At 65.5% G+C, this 19011-nt stretch carries 14 protein-coding genes; 4 read left to right on the top strand and 10 right to left on the bottom strand.

The window, feature by feature from the left end; genetic code table 11:
• Window positions 1-143: 143 nt before the first annotated feature.
• Window positions 144-2036, top strand: a complete 1893-nt coding sequence (locus CAG00_RS03475) for a DEAD/DEAH box helicase (RefSeq protein ID WP_176240850.1) — start codon at window positions 144-146, stop codon at window positions 2034-2036.
• Window positions 2037-2175: 139 nt separating this feature from the next.
• Here the strand turns inward: CAG00_RS03475 and CAG00_RS03470 are convergent, their stop codons facing one another.
• The 3 genes from CAG00_RS03470 to CAG00_RS03460 all read right to left on the bottom strand — a co-directional run bounded on the left by CAG00_RS03470 (window position 2176) and on the right by CAG00_RS03460 (window position 5488).
• Window positions 2176-2754: a YceI family protein gene (locus CAG00_RS03470; protein WP_075046586.1), complete on the bottom strand. Its 579-nt coding sequence runs from the start codon at window positions 2752-2754 to the stop codon at window positions 2176-2178.
• A gap of 34 nt (window positions 2755-2788) precedes the next feature.
• Window positions 2789-3340, bottom strand: a complete 552-nt coding sequence (locus CAG00_RS03465; RefSeq protein WP_039612483.1) for a cytochrome b — start codon at window positions 3338-3340, stop codon at window positions 2789-2791.
• A gap of 273 nt (window positions 3341-3613) precedes the next feature.
• The gene (locus tag CAG00_RS03460; protein ID WP_085663501.1) at window positions 3614-5488 is read right to left on the bottom strand and encodes a flavin monoamine oxidase family protein; all 1875 of its coding nucleotides are present in this window, start codon (window positions 5486-5488) and stop codon (window positions 3614-3616) included.
• 265 nt (window positions 5489-5753) lie between these two features.
• On the opposite strand from CAG00_RS03460, the gene CAG00_RS03455 reads away from it, so the two are divergent.
• The gene (locus CAG00_RS03455; RefSeq protein WP_085663500.1) at window positions 5754-7160 is read left to right on the top strand and encodes an adenosylmethionine--8-amino-7-oxononanoate transaminase; all 1407 of its coding nucleotides are present in this window, start codon (window positions 5754-5756) and stop codon (window positions 7158-7160) included.
• 129 nt (window positions 7161-7289) lie between these two features.
• Complete coding sequence (locus tag CAG00_RS03450; protein WP_025340901.1) at window positions 7290-8009, top strand: 16S rRNA (uracil(1498)-N(3))-methyltransferase; 720 nt, start codon at window positions 7290-7292, stop codon at window positions 8007-8009.
• On the opposite strand, the gene CAG00_RS03445 is transcribed toward CAG00_RS03450, so the two are convergent.
• From CAG00_RS03445 to CAG00_RS03415, 7 genes are all read right to left on the bottom strand, one after another.
• Complete coding sequence (locus CAG00_RS03445; protein ID WP_013974522.1) at window positions 8010-8627, bottom strand: hemolysin III family protein; 618 nt, start codon at window positions 8625-8627, stop codon at window positions 8010-8012.
• Window positions 8628-8785: 158 nt separating this feature from the next.
• Complete coding sequence (locus tag CAG00_RS03440) at window positions 8786-9259, bottom strand: chemotaxis protein CheW (protein ID WP_039612487.1); 474 nt, start codon at window positions 9257-9259, stop codon at window positions 8786-8788.
• Window positions 9252-14204, bottom strand: coding sequence for an Hpt domain-containing protein (locus CAG00_RS03435; RefSeq protein ID WP_085663499.1), 4953 nt, complete (start codon window positions 14202-14204; stop codon window positions 9252-9254). The genes CAG00_RS03440 and CAG00_RS03435 overlap by 8 nt, the downstream gene beginning before the upstream one ends.
• A gap of 48 nt (window positions 14205-14252) precedes the next feature.
• A complete protein-coding gene (locus CAG00_RS03430; RefSeq protein WP_025340904.1) occupies window positions 14253-16307 on the bottom strand; it encodes a methyl-accepting chemotaxis protein in 2055 nt (684 codons plus the stop codon).
• A gap of 11 nt (window positions 16308-16318) precedes the next feature.
• Window positions 16319-16873, bottom strand: coding sequence for a chemotaxis protein CheW (locus tag CAG00_RS03425; protein ID WP_025340905.1), 555 nt, complete (start codon window positions 16871-16873; stop codon window positions 16319-16321).
• Window positions 16870-17235, bottom strand: a complete 366-nt coding sequence (gene pilH, locus CAG00_RS03420) for a twitching motility response regulator PilH (protein WP_025340906.1) — start codon at window positions 17233-17235, stop codon at window positions 16870-16872. The genes CAG00_RS03425 and pilH overlap by 4 nt, the downstream gene beginning before the upstream one ends.
• Window positions 17236-17282: 47 nt before the next feature.
• Complete coding sequence (locus CAG00_RS03415; RefSeq protein ID WP_003257770.1) at window positions 17283-17684, bottom strand: PleD family two-component system response regulator; 402 nt, start codon at window positions 17682-17684, stop codon at window positions 17283-17285.
• A 297-nt stretch (window positions 17685-17981) separates the two neighbouring features.
• Here CAG00_RS03415 and gshB point away from each other — a divergent pair, with 297 nt between their 5' ends.
• Entirely contained in the window at window positions 17982-18935 is a 954-nt protein-coding gene (gene gshB, locus CAG00_RS03410) for a glutathione synthase (RefSeq protein ID WP_085663498.1), read from the top strand.
• The last annotated feature ends 76 nt before the right edge of the window (window positions 18936-19011 follow it).

Below are 19011 nucleotides of genomic sequence, written 5' to 3'. Positions count from 1 at the left end.
GACGCGCCTTCGCGTCCACCCTCCGCTAACCGGATGTGCAGTGAAAGCCCAGCTGGACCGGACGCGATCGCATCCCACCGATGCCCGTCGCGCCAGGCAGAACATCCCAAACGGGCCCAGCCCACACGAGAACAGGATTGCCCATGTCCTTTGCTTCCCTCGGTCTCTCCGAGGCTCTTGTCCGCGCTATCGAGGCTGCGGGCTACACCCAGCCGACCCCCGTGCAACAGCGGGCGATTCCCGCCGTGTTGCAAGGCCGCGACCTGATGGTCGCCGCACAGACAGGTACTGGTAAAACCGGCGGTTTCGCCCTGCCGATCCTCGAGCGCCTGTTCCCGGCCGGCCACCCCGACAAGTCGCAGCGCCATGGCCCGCGCCAACCTCGCGTGCTGGTCCTGACCCCGACCCGCGAACTGGCAGCCCAGGTGCATGACAGCTTCAAGGTCTATGCCCGTGACCTGCCACTGGTCAGCGCCTGCATTTTCGGCGGCGTCGGCATGAACCCGCAGATCCAGGCCATTGCCAAGGGTGTGGACGTGCTGGTCGCCTGCCCGGGCCGCCTGCTCGACCTGGCCGGCCAAGGCAAGGTTGACCTGGCCCACGTGGAAATCCTGGTGCTGGACGAAGCCGACCGCATGCTCGACATGGGCTTCATCCATGACGTCAAGAAGGTCCTCGCCCGCCTGCCGGCCAAGCGCCAGAACCTGTTGTTCTCGGCCACCTTCTCCAAGGACATCACCGACCTCGCCGACAAGCTCCTGCACAACCCGGAGCGTATCGAGGTCACCCCGCCGAACACTACCGTCGAGCGTATCGAGCAGCGCGTCTACCGCCTGCCCGCCAGCCACAAGCGCGCACTGCTGGCGCACCTGATCACCCAGGGTGCCTGGGAACAGGTACTGGTGTTCACCCGCACCAAGCACGGTGCCAACCGCCTGGCCGAGTACCTGGAAAAGCACGGCCTGACCGCCGCCGCGATCCACGGCAACAAGAGCCAGAACGCCCGCACCAAGGCTCTGGCCGACTTCAAGGCCAACAGCGTGCGCGTGCTGGTCGCCACCGACATCGCCGCCCGTGGCCTGGACATCGACCAGTTGCCACACGTGGTCAACTTCGAGCTGCCGAACGTCGAGGAAGACTACGTCCACCGTATCGGCCGTACCGGCCGTGCCGGGCGTTCGGGCGAGGCCATTTCCATGGTCGCGCCGGATGAAGAGAAGCTGCTCAAGAGCATCGAGCGGGTGACCAGGCAGAAGATCCCGGACGGCGACCTGATGGGCTTCGACGCCAGCCAGGTAGAGGCTGAAAAGCCTGAAGTACGCGAACGCCAGCAGAACAACGGCCGTGGTGGCCGCAACCAGCAGGCCCGCGGCGAAGGCGGCAAAGACGCCAACGGCGGCCGCAAGGACAAGGGCAAGGATAAAGGCAAGGCCAAGCAACAGGCTGCTGACAAGCCGGCCGACAAGGAAAAGAGCGGCGACAAGCAACAGCAGCAACGCAAGCCGCGTGACAAGAAGCCGCGCCAGCAGCAACAGCAGGCCAGCAACAGCAGCGTGCCGAAAGTGCCTGTCGACCGTGATCCAGAAGAGTTCCTGGACGACGATATCGACAACTTCGGCAACCGTGCCGACTATGTCAGCCCGTACCAGGGCAAGAACCAGGGCCGCAATCGCCGCCCGGGTGGCAGTGCCGGTCAAGGTCAGGGCCAGGGTAATGGCCAGCGCAGCAACGCCGGTGGCCAGGGTCGCAATAGCGGCCAGCCGCGCAGCAGCAGTGGCGGTGGCGGCGAGAAACGTCCGGCCCGCGCCAACAATGGTGGCGGCGCCCGTCGTGATGGTGGTGGCCGTGGTCGCCCGGCCCGTGACGATGCTGCCCGGCAGGAACCGGCCGTGCGCAACCCGCGCCAGCCGGAAAAACAGCCAGTGATCATCCGCAAGGAATCCAAGCTCGACCGTTATCCGACGCCAGAGCAACTGGATGACCTGCCGAGCCGCCCGCGCGGTGAGCGCCCGGCGCTGTTGACCCGCAAGGGCTGACAGAAGCACCGAGGGGGCTGCTTCGCAGCCCTATCGCGACACAAGGCCGCTCCTACAGGGTTACGTAATTCCCTGTAGGAGCGGCCTTGTGTCGCGATAGGGCCGCAAAGCGGCCCCCTCAGTCTTCAGCAGGTAAGAATTACTTCTGCTTCACACCTTCAACACTGATATCCAGGTCCAGGGTCTGCGAGGTAGCGCCCGGGCCCTTGATGCCGAAGTCGTTCAGGTTCAGCGTGGTGGTGGCGTTGAAACCAGCGCGCTCGCCGCCCCATGGGTCCTTGCCTTCACCGTTGAAGGTGGCCTTGAAGGTGACCGGCTTGGTCACACCGTGCATGGTCAGGTCGCCAGTCACGTCAGCGGTCTTGTCGCCAGTCGACTTGACGCTGGTGGAGACGAACTTGGCTTCCGGGTACTTCTTCACATCGAGGAAGTCGGCGCTGGAAATGTGCTTGTCACGCTCGGCGTGGTTCGACCACAGGCTGGCGGTTTTCAGGTCGACGTTGATCTTGCTGGCTTCAGGCTTGGCGCTGTCCCAGGTGAAGTTGCCGTCGAAGTCCTTGAAGGTACCGTGAATGAAGCTGTAGCCCAGGTGGCTGATCTTCCAGTCAACGAACGCGTGCTGGCCTTCCTTGTCGATCTTGTACTCGGCAGCCATGGCCTGGCCGGCGGAGAGCAGAGCGGTACCGAGCGCCAGAGCGGCAAAAGTCTTTTTCAACATCCTTACTTCCTTCCTATGCAATTGAGGTTGAGAGTCAAGCTTTGCGGCCCAGCATGCGGGTCAGGGTCGCGTCACGGTCGATGAAATGGTGCTTGAGCGCTGCCAAGCCATGCAGCACGGCAAAAATCACCAAGCCCCAGGCCAGCCAGAGATGAATCACGCCAGCCAGGTCTGCCTGGTCGGGCAGGTCGCTGACCAGTGCCGGCACTTCGAACAGGCCGAACACCGGAATGCCGACACCGTCGGCGGTAGAAATCAGGTAACCGGCAATCATTACCGCGAACAGCCCCAGGTACAGGGCCAGGTGGCCCAACTTGGCTGCCAGGCGGGTAAGTGCGCCGTGGTTGGCCGGTGCCGGTGGTGGCGGGCTGATGAAGCGCCAGACCACCCGCAGCAGCATCACCGCCAGCAGCACCAGGCCGATGCTCTTGTGCAGGTCCGGGCCGGCCTTGCGCCAAGGGCTGTAGTAGTCGAGGCCGACCATCCACAGGCCCAGGCCGAACAGGCCGAAGACTGCCAGAGCCACGCCCCAGTGCAGGACGATGCTGACCACGCCGTAGCGAGAAGGTGAATTGCGCAGTTGCATGTTGACGTGTTTCCCCGTGAAAGCTGTGCACAGACTAACGCGTAACGCATCGAAGAAAAGCGTAAAAAATTGCTTTGGTTTATCGAGAAATCCGATATGTATTCTGTAAGCTTCCCATTAAGGAAACATTAACGATAGTTGGGTAATCAGCGGTTGCCAGTGCCGGCCCTTTCGCGGGTAAACCCGCTCCCACAGGGTCGGCGCAGTTCCTGATACATGTGCCGGACCTGTGGGAGCGGGTTTACCCGCGAAAGGGCCGGCACTGTCAATAAATCAACCGGCCTTGGCTTGGGTATTGGCTACAGCTTTCTTGGCCGGTTCGGACTTGGCAGTCGCTTTCTTGGCCTCGGCAGGCTTGTGGGCCGGTTTGTGCGCCGGTGCATGCTTGCCAGATGCAGCCTTGGTAGCAGCAGGCTTGGCCGCCGCCTCCTTGGCCACAGGCGCTGGCGCAACCGGGGCCGGTGCGGCTTGCGGCGCTGGCGCAGGTGCTGGCGCCACTTCCTCGGCCTTGGCAATAGGCTCGGCCTTCACCTCAGGCTTGTCCGCCCAACCAAACAGGCGCTTGAAGAAGCCCGGCTTATCCTGCTTGGCCTCATCGACCGGCTTCGGCTCGGCCTTGACCGGGGCCTTGTCAGCCTTGTCAGCCTTGTCGCCCTTGTCGGAAGAACCACCGAACATGTTGGAGAAGAACCCGCCCTTGCTCTCCTTGGCCGCCACGGCGCCTGCAGCTGCTGCCGCCGCCACCGGTGCCGCCTTGGCCGGGTCGAACGACTTGCCGGCCAGCAGGTCCTGCACCTGGCTGGCCGCGCGCTGGCCACTGCGCAGGGCGCCTTCCAGGGTGCCTGGGTAGAGGGCGTCGGTATGCTCACCGGCAAAGGTGATGCGCTGCACCGGGCGCTCCCACAGGCGCCAGTACTTGCTGATCTGGCCCGGGCCATAGGCCAGGTAGGCGCCGCCGGTACCGGCGTCGGTGCTGTAGCGCTTGACCTCGTAGCCGGTGAACGAGCCACGGGCCTGTGGGTAGAACGCATGCAGGCGGATCAGTACCTGATCGACCATCTGCTTGTCGCCGAACGCCTGCAGCAGACGGGCGTTGTCGCCCGACAGGTTGATCACCACGTTGGCGCCACCCTTGAGCGCGGGTTCGATCCACAGCATGCCCAAGCCTGCGTTACTGAAGATTTCGCCCGACATGCGCGCGCGGCTTTCCCACACCGGCTTCTTGAACTTGAGCATCAGCTGGTCGCGCCAGCCATAGTTGGTGCCCTTCAACGCCGCCAGGTGCTGGCTGTCCAGGCCCGGGGTCATCTGGATCTTGGCCAGGGCGCGCAGGGGCACGGCCATGACCAGGTAATCCGCCTGATAGCCGACGCTGCCGACCTTGACCGTGACACCGTCCTTGTCCTGAACGATGGAGGTCACCGGCGAACTGGTCTTGATGGTCTTCAGTTGCTTGACGAACGCCTGGGCCAGCACCGGGCTGCCGCCGGGCAGGCGCGCGGCACGCAGGTCACGGTCGCTGACGCCGCGATACACGCGGTTCTGCTGGGCAAAGTACAGCAGCGACAGGCGCGATGGCTCATCGTAGCGGGTACGGATCTGCTGGTTGACCAGCTGACGGGCGGTGGTCGGCAGTTGCAGCTTGTCCAGCCAGGTAGAGACGTTGATCTGGTCGAGGGCGAACAGCGTGCTGTTGGCTTGCGGGTTCAGCGGGTCGTCGATCGAACGGGCCAGGTCATCGAGGGTTTTCTCGTAACGTTTGAGCGCATCGGCAGTAGCCGGCTGCTTGGTGGCCAGGTCGGTGGCGCTGAAATACTCGCCGTCGATCAGGTAACCGGGGGTACGCACGAACTCCGGTGCCGGCAGTGTTTCAAGTTTGAAACGGTCGAGGTACTGGTTGAGCACCGGCTGCGCCTTGGCGTTGCCGATCCACTCGCTGGTGGCCAGGCCCGAGCGCCCGCCCATGCCCGCCTTGGCTTCCAGCAGCGTCACCTGCCAGCCTTTGTTCTGCAGCTCGTAGGCAGCCGTCAGGCCCGCCAGGCCGCCACCCACGACGATCGCCGAAGGTGTCTTGTCCTTTGCCAGCGCGGCGCCGCTGGACACACCAATCAATACCAACGCGCACAGGCGCACCCAAGCAGCAGCCATGTCGGCGAACTCCGAGTCAGGGGGTTACAGAAACGAGGAGAGGCAGGAATGCCCCGGGAGAGATGCGTTAAGAATACGTCAGGTCCGCCAACCCTGCCAGCGCAGTGACATCAAGTCCTTTTCGCCACTGACATTTTTGCCTGCAGCGATTCCACGCGGTGGCAAGCTCAGCTGGCAAGCCGATGAGAAGCGGCGGTTGTCCTGCCCTGCGGCATTGCTTAGGCTTACGCGGTCGAACCAAGCCGCAAAGCCAGGAGAAGTGCCCATGGGCCTCAATGATCAGTGGATGCAACGCGACCTAAAGGTCCTGTGGCACCCCTGCACCCAGATGAAAGACCACGAGCAGCTGCCGCTGATCCCGATCAGGCGCGGCGAAGGCGTGTGGCTGGAAGACTTCGAAGGCAAGCGCTACCTGGATGCGGTGAGCAGCTGGTGGGTCAACGTGTTTGGCCACGCCAACCCGCGTATCAACCAGCGCATCAAGGACCAGGTCGACCAGCTGGAGCACGTGATCCTGGCCGGTTTCAGCCACCAGCCGGTGATCGAGCTGTCCGAGCGCCTTGTAGCCATGACCCCCGCCGGCCTCGACCGGGTGTTCTATGCCGACAACGGTTCGTCGTGCATCGAAGTGGCGCTGAAGATGAGCTTCCACTACTGGCAGAACGTCGGCAAACCGGGCAAGAAGCGCTTCGTCACCCTGACCAACAGCTACCACGGCGAAACCATCGCCGCCATGTCGGTCGGTGATGTGCCGCTGTTTACCGAAACCTACAAGGCGCTGCTGCTCGATACCCTCAAGGTGCCCAGCCCCGACTGCTACCTGCGCCCCGAGGGCACGAGCTGGGAAGAGCACTCGCGCACCATGTTCCAGGCCATGGAACAGACCCTGGCCGAGCACCACGCCTCGATCAGCGCGGTGATCGTCGAACCGCTGATCCAGGGTGCCGGCGGCATGCGCATGTACCACCCGGTGTACCTCAAGCTGCTGCGCGAGGCCTGCGACCGCTACGACGTGCACCTGATCCACGACGAGATCGCCGTGGGCTTCGGCCGCACCGGCACCATGTTCGCCTGTGAACAGGCCGGCATTCGCCCGGACTTCCTGTGCCTGTCCAAGGCCCTGACCGGCGGTTACCTGCCGCTGGCCGCCTGCCTGACCACCGACAAGGTGTACCAGGCGTTCTACGACGACTACCCGACCCTGCGCGCGTTCCTCCACTCGCACAGCTACACCGGCAACCCGCTGGCCTGCGCCGCGGCGCTGGCGACCCTGGACATCTTCGAGCAGGACAACGTGATCGAGGCCAACAAGGCCCTGGCCACCCGCATGGCCAGCGCCACCGCGCACCTGGCCGACCACGCACATGTGGCCGAGATTCGCCAGACCGGCATGGCCCTGGCCATCGAGATGGTCCAGGACAAGGCCGGCAAGGTTGCCTACCCGTGGCAGGAACGTCGTGGCCTGAAAGTGTTCGAGCACGCCCTGACGCGTGGCGCCCTGCTGCGCCCGCTGGGCAGCGTGGTGTACTTCCTGCCGCCCTATGTGATTACACCGGAGCAGATCGACTTCCTGGCAGAAGTGGCCAGCGAAGGCATCGACATTGCCACCCGCGATAGCGTCTGCGTGGCCGTACCGGCCAACTTCCACCCCGACTTCCGCGACCCGGGCTAAGCCCGGAAGCCCGCCGCGTACTCTGTGGGAGCGGGTTCACCCGCGAATGCAATAGTGGAGTCACCGCCGCATTCGCGGGTGAACCCGCTCCCACAGGGACCACCTTCTCCCTTTAGCTTGAGCTCAACCATGAGACTGTCCCGCTTTTTCATCGACGCCCCCCTGAGCCTTGGCGAGCATGACCTGCCCGAAGCCCAGGCCCACTATATCGGCCGCGTTCTGCGCATGGCCCCCGGCGACGCCGTGCAGCTGTTCGACGGCAGTGGCCAGGAATACCGCGGCCAGTTGCTCGAAGTGGGCAAGAAAACCGTGCGCGTCAGCCTCGACCAGGCCCTCGCCGGCCAAGCCGATTCACCACTGCACGTGCACCTCGGCCAAGGCCTGTCCCGTGGCGAGCGCATGGACTGGGCGATCCAGAAAGCCACCGAGCTGGGCGCCAACGAAATCACCCCGATCGTCAGCGAACGCTGCGAAGTCCGGCTGAAGGACGAGCGCGCCGACAAGCGCCTGGCCCACTGGCGTCAGGTGGCGATCAGCGCCTGCGAACAATGCGGCCGCTCGACCTTGCCGGTCATCCACCCACCAGTGACCCTGGCCGAGTGGCTGAACAGTGCCAAGGCCGAGCTGAAACTGGTCCTGCACCCGGTGGCCGAACCACTCACCAGCCATGCCAAGCCGGCCACCCTGGCCTTCCTGATCGGCCCCGAAGGCGGCCTGAGCGAAGCGGAGGTCGACCAGGCCAAAGCTGCCGGTTTCCACGCCGCACGCCTCGGCCCACGCGTGCTGCGCACCGAAACCGCACCGGTGGTGGCACTGTCGGTGGCACAGCAACTGTGGGGCGACTTTTAACTAACGCACGTAGAACGACACCGCCACGAAGTGCATGAGGCTGCCGGCGATCACGAACAGGTGCCAGATGCCATGCCAGTGGCGGAAGCGGCTGTCGAAGGCGAAGAAGATGATGCCGACGGTGTAGAACACCCCGCCGGCGGCCAGCCAGGCAAAGCCTGCGCTGCCGAGCGAGTGCAGCAATGGCTTGACCGCCACCAGCACGATCCAGCCCATCACCGCATAGATGATGATCGACAGGATGCGCGCCTCGGATCGCGGCTTGATCTCCTGCAGCATGCCGATCACCGCCAGCCCCCAGACCACCCCGAACAGGCTCCAGCCCCAGGGCCCGCGCAGGCTGACCAGGCAGAACGGCGTGTAGCTGCCGGCGATCAGCAGGTAGATCGACAGGTGATCGAGCTTGCGCATGATCACCTTCGCCCGCCCGCGCGTGCTGTGGTACAGGGTAGAAATGCTGTACAGCAACAGCAAGGTGCTGCCGTAGATGGAGAAACTGACGATCTTCCACGGGTCGCCCTGCAGGCCCGCGACCACGATCAGCCAGATGGCACCGATACAGGCCAGGACAGCACCGACCAGGTGGGTCCAGGCGTTGAAGCGTTCACCGTAGTACATGCAAACACAGACCTCCTGAGGTGGGCTGGGTTCCTGTTTCCTTCTGTTCCGGCCTCTTCGCGGGTAAACCCGCTCCCACAGGGATCCCACGATACCTGCGGGTGGCGCCCTACCTGTGGGAGCGGGTTTACCCGCGAAGAGGCCCTGTGCCTTGCATCCTACCCAAGCTCAGGTTGCAGTTCCGCGTCACGCACCAGCCGTTCCAGCCCGACCAGGTCCGGCACCCGTGCCACCTGCTCACCCACCTGCACCGCCGCCAGCTCCAGGCGGCCCAGCGCCACGTCCACGTAGTTCAGCTGGCTGTCGAGCTTGCACGAGCGCGGTATGTCCTGCAGCAACAACGCCAGGTAACGAAGGCCGGTATCACCCAGAGCATTGAGCACCACCACGCGGGCCCGCTCGCCGCAGGGTGTCTCACCACCGCACGCGGCTTCGAAGCCGATCAGCGGCAGGCGCTGCTGGCGCCAGTCGATCCAGCCCAGGTGCCAGGCCGGCTCGCCGCGTTGGCACACCAGGTTGCGCTGGCCACTCAGTTCGGCCACCGCCACGTTGGGCAACACCAGGGTACGGTCGCCCAACGGCAGCAAAAGCCCGGTCAGGCTGCTGCGCTGGCCGGCGATCAGTTCAAGCATGGGGCTGGCTCCAGTGGGCAATGCTCTGCAACAGGACCGACTCCTGGTACGGCTTGCCCAGGTATTCGTTGACGCCGATGGCCATGGCACGGTCGCGGTGCTTCTGCCCGGTGCGCGAGGTGATCATGATGATCGGCAAGTCTTTCAGCCGCTCGTCACGGCGGATGCGTGTGGCCACCTCGAAGCCGTCCATGCGCGGCATCTCGATGTCCAGCAGCAACACATCGGGGCGGTGTTCTTCCAGCAGTGCCATGGCATCGACCCCGTCCTTGGCCGTCAGCACACTCATGCCGTGGCGCTCCAGCAGGCGGCTGGTGACCTTGCGCACGGTCACCGAATCGTCCACCACCATTACCAGCAACGCCCGCCGTGGCGCCGGGCCGAACACCTGGCGCCGGGCCGCACCGCCGCCCGGCAGGCGCGCCAGGCGCCGCTGCTGGCCACGCAACTGGCCCAGCAGGTCGAGAATCAGTACCACCCGGCCATCGCCCAGCAGCGTCGCCCCCGACAACCCGGCAACCGCGGCAAACTGCGGCCCCAGGCTCTTCACCACGATCTCGCGGCTGGGCGACAGGCTGTCGGCCTGGATGGCGAACGACTGCTCCTGGGAATGCACCAGCAGCACCGGCAGCGGCACGCTCTGCCCGAGCAATGCCGGGCGTGGCATGCCCTGCAGCAGCTCACCCAGGTAGCGCAGCTCGTATTCGTGGCCGGCGTACACATAACGCGGGGCGTCCAGCTGGTAGCACGCCGCCAGTTCGGCCGGCGGCACGCGAACGATGCCCTCGATGGTGTTCAGCGGAATGGCGTACTGCTCTTCGCCCAGGTGCACCATCAGCGCACGGTTGACCGACACGGTGAACGGCAGGCGGATCAGGAAGCGCGCGCCCTTGCCCTGGGCCGACTCGATACTCATCGAGCCACCCAGTTGCTTGACCTCTTCGTGTACCACATCCATGCCCAGGCCACGCCCGGAAATCTGGGTGATCTTCTCGGCAGTGGAAAAGCCCGGGCGCAGGATGAACTGGAAGATCTCGTGATCGCTCAATTGCGCCTGCGGGTCCAGCAGACCGCGCTTGATGGCCTTGCGGCGCACCGCTTCCAGTGGCACGCCGGCACCGTCGTCGGTCATTTCGATGACGATGTCCGCGCCTTCGTGCAGCAGATTCAGGTGAATGGTGCCCTGCTCCGGCTTGCCGGCGGCCAGGCGCATTTCGCGGCTTTCCAGGCCATGGTCGACGGCGTTGCGCAGCATGTGCTCCAGCGGCGCCACCATACGTTCGAGCACGCTGCGGTCCAGTTCGCCCTCGGCATTGCCCACCACCAGCTCCACCTGCTTGCCCAGTTCGCTGGCCACCTGCCGTACCACGCGCTGCAAGCGCGGCACCAGGCGCTCGAAGGGCACCATCAGGGTCGCGGTCAGGCCTTCCTGCAACTGACTGTTCACCCGCGCCTGCTGCTGCAGCAGGCTGTAGGCTTCCTGGGCGCGCTGTGCCAGGGTTTCCTTGAGGTCGAGCAAGTCCGAGGCAGACTCGAACAGGGCCCGCGACAGCTGCTGCAGTTGCGAGTGGCGGTCCATTTCCAGCGGGTCGAAGTCGTCATAGGCATCGCCTTCGAACTGCTGCCGGCTGGACATCCGCCCTTGGGTCTCGATATCCAGGCGCAGCAACTGGTCGCGCATGCGTTCGAGGGTGGTTTCCATCTCGTTGAGGGTGAACTGCGCATCGTTGACCTGCTGCTCGATGCGCCCACGGATGATCGAGTGCTCACCGGCCAGGTTGCCCAGGTCGTCGAGCAGCTCGGCATCGACCTTCACCATGTCGCCCGGCGCCCGCTCCGGCGCCGCCGCCGGCGCCTCACTGGTCGCGGCCTCGACCGGCCCCTGGCCGGCGGCGCTGTCGGCCAGGGCCGAGAAGCTGAAGTTGCGGATGTAGTCGATCAGCGCGGTGGCGGCATGCAACGGCTGCCCCAGGCGCACGGCATCCAGCATGTGCGCCAGGCGGTCATGGCAGTTCTGCAGCAAGGCGAACAGTGGCGCGCTCGGCGGCATACGGCCAGCGGCCAGCAGCTCGTAGAGAAACTCCAGCTCGTGGGCCAGGTCGCCGATCGGCGCAATTTCGACCATGCGCGCCACACCCTTGAGGGTGTGCAGGTCGCGCATCAGGTTGTCCACCTCGACACTGTTGCGCGGGTCGGCCTGCCAGCGCGCCAGGGCTGCGGCGGCACTCTCGACGATGTCCGAGCTTTCTTCGAGGAAGACTTCCAGCAGCTCTTCGCCTGGGCTTTCCGGCTCTTCGATCAGCGGCTCGGCCACAGCCGGCAGCAAAGGGTTGTGCGCCGGCCCCAGGCCAAGGGTATCGGCCAGGTCCATGTCCGGGTGCAGTGGCGTGACCGTGTCGATGCCCACCAGGCCAGTGGCCTCCGGTGCCAGAGCCTGGCCCAGCAGGTTGCGCAGGCTGTCGACCAGCTCCGGCCTTGGCGGGATGTCCTGCCCGGCCGCCACTTCGTCGAGCATGTCCAGCAGGGCTTCATGGGCCCGCTGCACGTGGGCGAAGAAGCGCGCATCGGCGGGCAGGCTGCCCTCCTCCACGGCGCCGTACAGGTCGAGCAAGGCCTCGCACACGTCATCCATCTGCCACAGGTCGGCCAGATGCGCGGCGTGGCCCAGGGTGGTCAGTTCGTCGAGCAGGGTGTCCAGCGCATCGCGCTGGCCGGGCTGTTCCTGCCAGCGCGACAGCAACGACTCGGCATCCAGCAGGATATCCATGGCCTGGGCCAGGAAACTGGCGATCAACTGCGGGTCGCGCTTGCTGCGCCGCGCATGCTGCGGGTCGTCATGCAAGCTGGCCAGGTGCGCGTCCACCGCCTGGCCGACCTGCTCGATCAGCTCCGCGGCACCGGGGATGGCCGCCAGCGGCGTGCTGTCGAGTTGCGCCAGGCCCAGGTGGAACAGCGAGCGAGCAGCTTCCAGCCATTCGATCTCGGCCATTTGCAGGGGCAGTTGGTGGCCCTTGTATTCACGAGCCAGGCGGTCGAAGGCGGTGGCCAGTTCGGCGACCGGCATCACCCCGGCCATGGCGGCACTGCCCTTGAGCGTATGCAGGGCGCGCTGCAGGCCATCGCTGACCTGCGTATCGTGGCCGTCGGCGCCCTGCAGGAAAGCATCCAGGCTGGCCAGGTGGCCCTGCGCCTCGCTGCGGAAGATGTCGAGCAATTGCGGGTCGAGGCCGTCGATGTCGGCCGCCACCGGGGCATCGTTTTCGGCCAGGGCATGCAGGTGCCCGGCCAGCTGCTCGATTTCCGTCAGTTGTGGCAGCTGGCCGGCGGCAAAGTCGGCCAGCAGGTCGGGCAGGTAGACGAATGCCTGCTGCAGGGCCACCACGCCTTCCGGGCTGAGCACGCTGCGGCCCTCGAGTACCCGGTTCAGCAGGTGCTCGGCGCCCCAGGCCAGCTCGGCCACCGCCTCGGCATGCACCATGCGGCCGCTGCCCTTGAGCGTATGCAAGGCGCGGCGCACTTCTCCCAGTGCCTCGCGCTGCTGGTTGTCGGCACGCCAGCGCAGCCAGTGGCGCTCGATTTCGGGCAGCAGTTCACCGGCCTCGTCGAGAAACACTTCACGCAACTCGTCATCGATGCCATCAGCGCTGCCATCGTGGCCCGCGGTGGCCTCGACCAGCGCGCAGTGCACACCCAGCGTCGCCAGGCTGGCGCGCGCCATGTCGATGAAGGGTTGGCCGTCCGCCAATGGGTCCGCCACCCGCCATTGCAGGTAGCATTCGGCAGCGCTCAGAGCCTCGGCCAGGTGCGTCAGATCGTCGGCAGGTGGCTCCACTTCCAGGTGCTGCAGCCAACGCTGCACATAGCTGGCGCAACCGGCAAACAGCTCGGCCACGGCCGGCAGCATCAACATCGCCAGCGCACCGCGAATCTGCTGCAACAGCCCAGGCAAGGGTTGCAGGCGTTGCCGCGGCCAGCCGGACTCCAGGCAATCGCCGATCAGGTCCTTGGCCTGCTGCAGCACGTTCAGCGACTCGTTCAACACCAGCTGGCGGATTTCGGCCAGGTCCGAGCCCGGCAGGCCGCCCTGGCCATTTTCCTCCAGCGGGCCGACCATGCCATTGAGTGTGGCCTCCACGTATAGCAGGGCCCCCGCTACATCCATCAACACCGCGTCGTCCACGGCCCGCTCGCCCTGGGCCAGGGCCTGCAACGCCAGCACTTGGTCGATGATCACCCGGCGTGGCTGCTGGAAGCCCAGCACCGCCAGGGTGTCGGCCACGTGGCGCAGCGGTGCCAGCAGGGCATCGAGCTGCTCGCTGTGCTGGCGGTCGCCACGCACGAACTGGTCCAGGCGCTCCTTGATGCGCATCAGGTCGTCGCACAGCGCGGTGACCACCGAGCGCAGGGCATCGCGGCCCGGCCCGGCCTGCAACTGCTCGCGCCAGTTGCCCAGCGACAGGTCGAGGTTGGCCAGGTCGTCGGCACCGGCAAAGCGTTGGGTGGCGCCGCTGATCAGGCTGGCCTGGGCCAACGGCTCCTCGCCACGGCAGGCACGCAGCTGGTTGAGCAGCGGCAGCATCACCAGTGGCAGGTCGTGGCGGGCGCCGCGCAGGCGCTCCAGATACGACGGCAATTGCTCCAGGCCGCGGAACAACGCGCCCAGGCAATCACCGCGGGGGCTGACCTGGCCATCGGCCAGGGCCCTGGCGAACAGCTCCAGTTCTTCAGCCAGGCGCGTGGCGCCGCGCAGTTCGAGCATGCGCAGGCAGCCGTGCACCTGGTGCAGGTTGTCGACCACGAATGCCAGCATCGACAGGTCGCCAGGCTCGCCGGCAAAGCGCTCCAGCGCCTGGCGCGCCTGGCCCAGGCAGTCGAGGATGGCGGCCTTGGTCCAGGCCAGCGCCACTGTGTCGTGGCGCTCGGGGCTTACAGCTGCTACAGCCATGGGCACTCCTCGGCGCGGCTTTTCAGTAGAGCTCATCAGTAGGGCTATTCACTTGGGCTCTGCTGGTGGCGGCAGGGTGAACCCGGACACCGAACGGCGCATCTCGCTGGCCATGCGTGCCAGGTGGCGGATGCTGTCGGCGGTGGCACCGGAGCCGGCGGAGGTCTGCGCGGTAATCTGCTGGATGACTGCCATGGTGTGGGAGATCTGCCCGGCAGACGAAGTCTGCAGCTGGGCGGCATCGGAGATGCTGTGGATAAGGTCGGCGAGGTTCTGCGATACGCCTTCGATCTCGGCCAGCGCCACCCCGGCATCCTGGGCCAGGCGGGCACCGCGCACCACTTCGGCGGTGGTCTGCTCCATGGAGATGACCGCCTCGTTGGTGTCGGCCTGGATGGTCCGCACCAGCGCTTCGATCTGCCGGGTGGCCGACGACGAGCGCTCGGCCAGGCGCTGCACTTCGTCGGCGACCACGGCGAACCCACGGCCGGCCTCGCCGGCCAGCGAAGCCTGAATCGCCGCGTTGAGGGCGAGGATGTTGGTCTGGTCGGCAATGTCGTCGATCAGGCTGACGATATCGCCGATTTCCTGGGAAGACTCACCGAGGCGCTTGATCCGTTTGGCGGTGTCCTGGATCTGCTCGCGAATGTTGTCCATGCCGTTGATGGTGTTGTGCACCACCTCGTTGCCCTTGTTGGCGATCGCCACCGAGCGCTCGGCAACCTTGGCCGACTCGTAGGCATGTGCCGAAACCCGGTCGATCGACTCGACCATGTCGCCGACCGCCTCGGATGCCTCGCTGATCTGCTCGGCCTGGTGTTCAGAGGCCTTGGCCAGCTGGCGTGCGGTGTTCTGTGTGTCCTGCACGGCGGCAGCGACCTGCACGGCGCTGTGGTTGATGGTGGCGACCAGGTCGCGCAATTGGTCCACGGAATAGTTGATCGAATCGGCAATGGCGCCGGTGAAGTCTTCGGTCACCGATACGGTCACGGTCAGGTCGCCGTCAGCCAGCTCTTCGATTTCGTCGAGCAGGCGCATGATCGCCTGCTGGTTGCGTTCGTTCTTTTCCGCTGTCTCGCGCAGCTGGCGGTTGGTGGTGCGCACCATGACCAGGCCGATGAGGATGATCGAAGCCAGCGCCAGCAGGCCCAGGACATAGCCGCCGACAGTGTCGAGGGTGCGCCCGCCGGCCAGGTTCTCGAAACCGTTGGCCAGGTGCGAGGCCTCGTCGAGCAGGGTTTGCGACAGGCTGAAGATGTTGCCGGCAGCCTCGCGTACGCGGAACAGTTCTGGTGAGGTTTCGAGGATTTCATCCACCGAGCCGGCAACGAACTGGAACAGCTCGGCAATTTCAGCCAGGCGCGCACGGGCGTCAGCGTCCTCGACACGGGTCACCTGGATCGCCGCGCTGCCACTGAGCATGCCCTCCAGCACCTGGCCGAAGCGCCCGGCATCACGGCCAAAGGCATCCGCCGCCTGGGCCGCGGTGTCGTCACCGGCCAGCACAGTGTTGACCGAGCCGAGGATGCGTTCGGCCAGCAGCAACTGGCGCTGGGCCACGGCCACCTGGCTGGCCGGGGCGCCGCTCTGCAGCAGGATCTCGACCACTTTCTCGTATTCCACCTGCAACTGCGGCACGGTCTCGGCCAGGGTCGCCGCCACCTGGTGCAGCGACAGCACGGTCTGCTCGCTTGCCAGGATGGTATCGGTGTTCTTGCGCAGGTTTTCCCAGTCGCGGCGTACCGCTTCCATCTCGTCACGCACCATGGGCGGCGCGGGTGGCAGGCCGGTGGACTTGTCACCTTCACGCAGGTAGCCCCAACGCCGTTCGAAATCGTTGCGCGCGTCCGACAGCAGCTTGAAGGCCAGGGCCTTGCCGGTGGCGGCTTCGGTGGCGTTCTTGGCGATGCGCTGCGACAGCACCCGCAGTTCGCCGGCGTGGCCGATGTACTGCTTGTCGTAGTTGGACTGGGTGTTCAGGTAGGCAAAGTTGGCGAACAGCAGGATGATCGACAGGATCAGGATCAGGAACAGCACGGTGATCTGCGCGATGCTGCGGGTACGTGGGGTCACGGTGGTGACGGGGGTGGCAGGCTTGTTCACGTTCGCAGGTCCTATAACGCCACATCGAGAAAGCCCGGCGCCTGGGCCAGGGCGAAGGGGCTGAAGATCGCCCAGTTGCGTTCACGCGGGAAGTGCCCCTGCACGAAACGCGCAGCGGCGCGGATCAGGGGCTGTGGTGGCGACAGTTGCAGGCTGTCCAGGGCAAAGTGCTGCAGGCCCAGCACCTCGTCCACCAGCAGGCCGACGAACAGGTCCTCGTGGTCCAGCACCAGCACCCGCCGCTGCTTGCCCGGGGCGGCGTGGCCCAGGCCGAAGAAGCTGCTCAGGTCCATCACCGGCAACAGCCGGCCGCGCAGGTTGGCTACCCCGCACACCCACGGCTGCACGCCGGGGACGCGGCTGCTGCGCGGCTCGCGCAGCACCTCGGCCACCTCGCCCATGGGCGCGACGAACCATTGCCCGGCAATACGAAAGCCGATGCCGCTCCACTGTTGCAGTCGGTTGTCCTGCGGCGGCTGGTCGGCGACCAGCAGGCGGCAGCGCCGGTCGATGTCCAGCAACAACTCGAAGGCGGTCAGCGACGCGCCCTGCGGGCGGGTGGTCAAGCCCCCAGCACTTCTTTGAGCTTGGCGATCAGCGCGTCCTCTTCCACCGGTTTGGTCAGGAAGTCACGAGCGCCCTGGCGCGTGGCCCAGATACGGTCGGTTTCCTGGTCCTTGGTGGTGACCACGATCACCGGGATGGCGCTGGTTTCCGGGTCCTTGCTGAGCTGGCGGGTGGCCTGGAAGCCGTTCATGCCGGGCATGACGATGTCCATCAGCACCGCGTCGGGCTTGTCCTGCCGGGCCAGGGCCACGCCATCGGCACCGTTGTTGGCCTTGAGCACCTGGTAGCCGTGCTTTTCCAGCCATTCGGTCAATCGGTACATCTCTGTCGGCGAGTCGTCGACAATCAGAACTCGGGCCATGCTGGTTCCCCATCAGGAAAGAAAGACCGTGCCATGGCGGGGCGCGGTCAGGGTGCGTGTTGTTGGGCTGCGGCAAAACCGGGCACGTGGGCGCGGATCGCGTCGAGCAGTTCTTCCTTGCTGAACGGTTTGGTCAGGAACTGGTCGGAGCCGACCACCCGGCCGCGGGCCTTGTCGAACAGGCCGTCACGTGACGACAGCAGAATGACCGGGGTGTCCTTGAAGGCACTGTTGTGCTTGATCACCGCGCAGGTCTGGTAGCCGTCCAGGCGCGGCATCAACACATCGACGAAGATGATGCTGGGCTGGTGGTCGACGATCTTGGCCAGGGCATCGAAGCCATCGCTGGCGGTGATCACCTCGCAGCCCGCTTCACCGAGCAACATCTGCGCGGTGCGGCGGATCGTGCGCGAATCGTCGATCACCATCACCTTCAGGGGTTGTTCCATCACTTGGGCTACCGTCGCTGCTTATGCCGAATTCCTGGGGCCGCTTCGCGCCCCTGTCGCGACGCAAGGCCGCTCCTACAAGGGACCGCAATCTCCTGCAGGAGCGGCCTTGCGTCGCGATAGGGCTGCGCAGCAGCCGCAAAGGCCTGTTGTATAGCGCTATGACTGGCATTTTTAGCACACTCCGGGTGGCCGTTCCATCTGCGGCGCCCCTTGACCGGCGGCGTTCACGGCGCCACCCTGAGCCACTTTTCTTTCGATCCATCGCGGCCACGCGCCGCCAAGAGGAACCACCCCATGAGCGTTCGCCTCGGCATTGTCATGGACCCCATCGCGTCCATCTCCTACAAGAAGGACAGCTCGCTGGCCATGCTGCTGGCCGCCCAGGCACGCGGCTGGAGCCTGTTCTACATGGAACAGCAAGACCTGTACCAAGGCGAAAGCAAGGCACGCGCCCGCATGCGCCCGCTGAAGGTGTTTGCCAACCCGGCACGTTGGTTCGAACTGGGCGACGAACAGGACTGCCCCCTCGCCGAGCTGGATGTGATCCTGATGCGCAAGGACCCACCTTTCGACATGGAGTTTGTCTACAGCACCTACCTGCTGGAGCAGGCCGAGAATGATGGCGTACTGGTGGTCAACCGCCCGCAGAGCCTGCGCGACTGCAACGAGAAGATGTTCGCCACGCTGTTCCCGCAGTGCACCACGCCGACCCTGGTCAGCCGCCGCCCGGACATCATTCGCGAGTTCGCAGCCAAGCATGCCGACGTGATCCTCAAGCCGCTGGATGGCATGGGCGGCACATCGATCTTCCGTCACCGCGCTGGCGACCCCAACCTGTCGGTGATCCTGGAAACCCTGACCGCGCTGGGCACCCAGCAAATCATGGCCCAGGCCTACCTGCCGGCGATCAAGGACGGCGACAAGCGCATCCTGATGATCGACGGCGAGCCGGTGGACTACTGCCTGGCGCGTATCCCGGCCAGCGGCGAAACCCGTGGCAACCTGGCCGCCGGTGGCCGTGGCGAAGCACGCCCGCTGACCGACCGCGACCGCTGGATCGCCGCCCAGGTCGGCCCGACCCTGCGCGAGAAGGGCCTGATGTTCGTGGGCCTGGACGTGATCGGCGACTACCTCACCGAAATCAACGTCACCAGCCCCACCTGCATCCGCGAGATCGATGCCGCCTACAACACCGATATCGGCGGAAAATTGATGGATGCCATTGATCGCCAGCTGAAGGCGCGCTGACCGCCGACGCACGGCAACAACCCAGAGTGGGGTATGATGCGGGTCCTTTTGGCCTGGCCTGCTACCCCGCCCTGCG

This window comes from Pseudomonas sp. B5(2017) (assembly GCF_002112825.1).
GTDB classification, from domain to species: domain Bacteria; phylum Pseudomonadota; class Gammaproteobacteria; order Pseudomonadales; family Pseudomonadaceae; genus Aquipseudomonas; species Aquipseudomonas putida_Z.
Note: the sequence above shows the minus strand (reverse complement) of the source record. Positions and strands in the feature narration are given on the sequence as shown.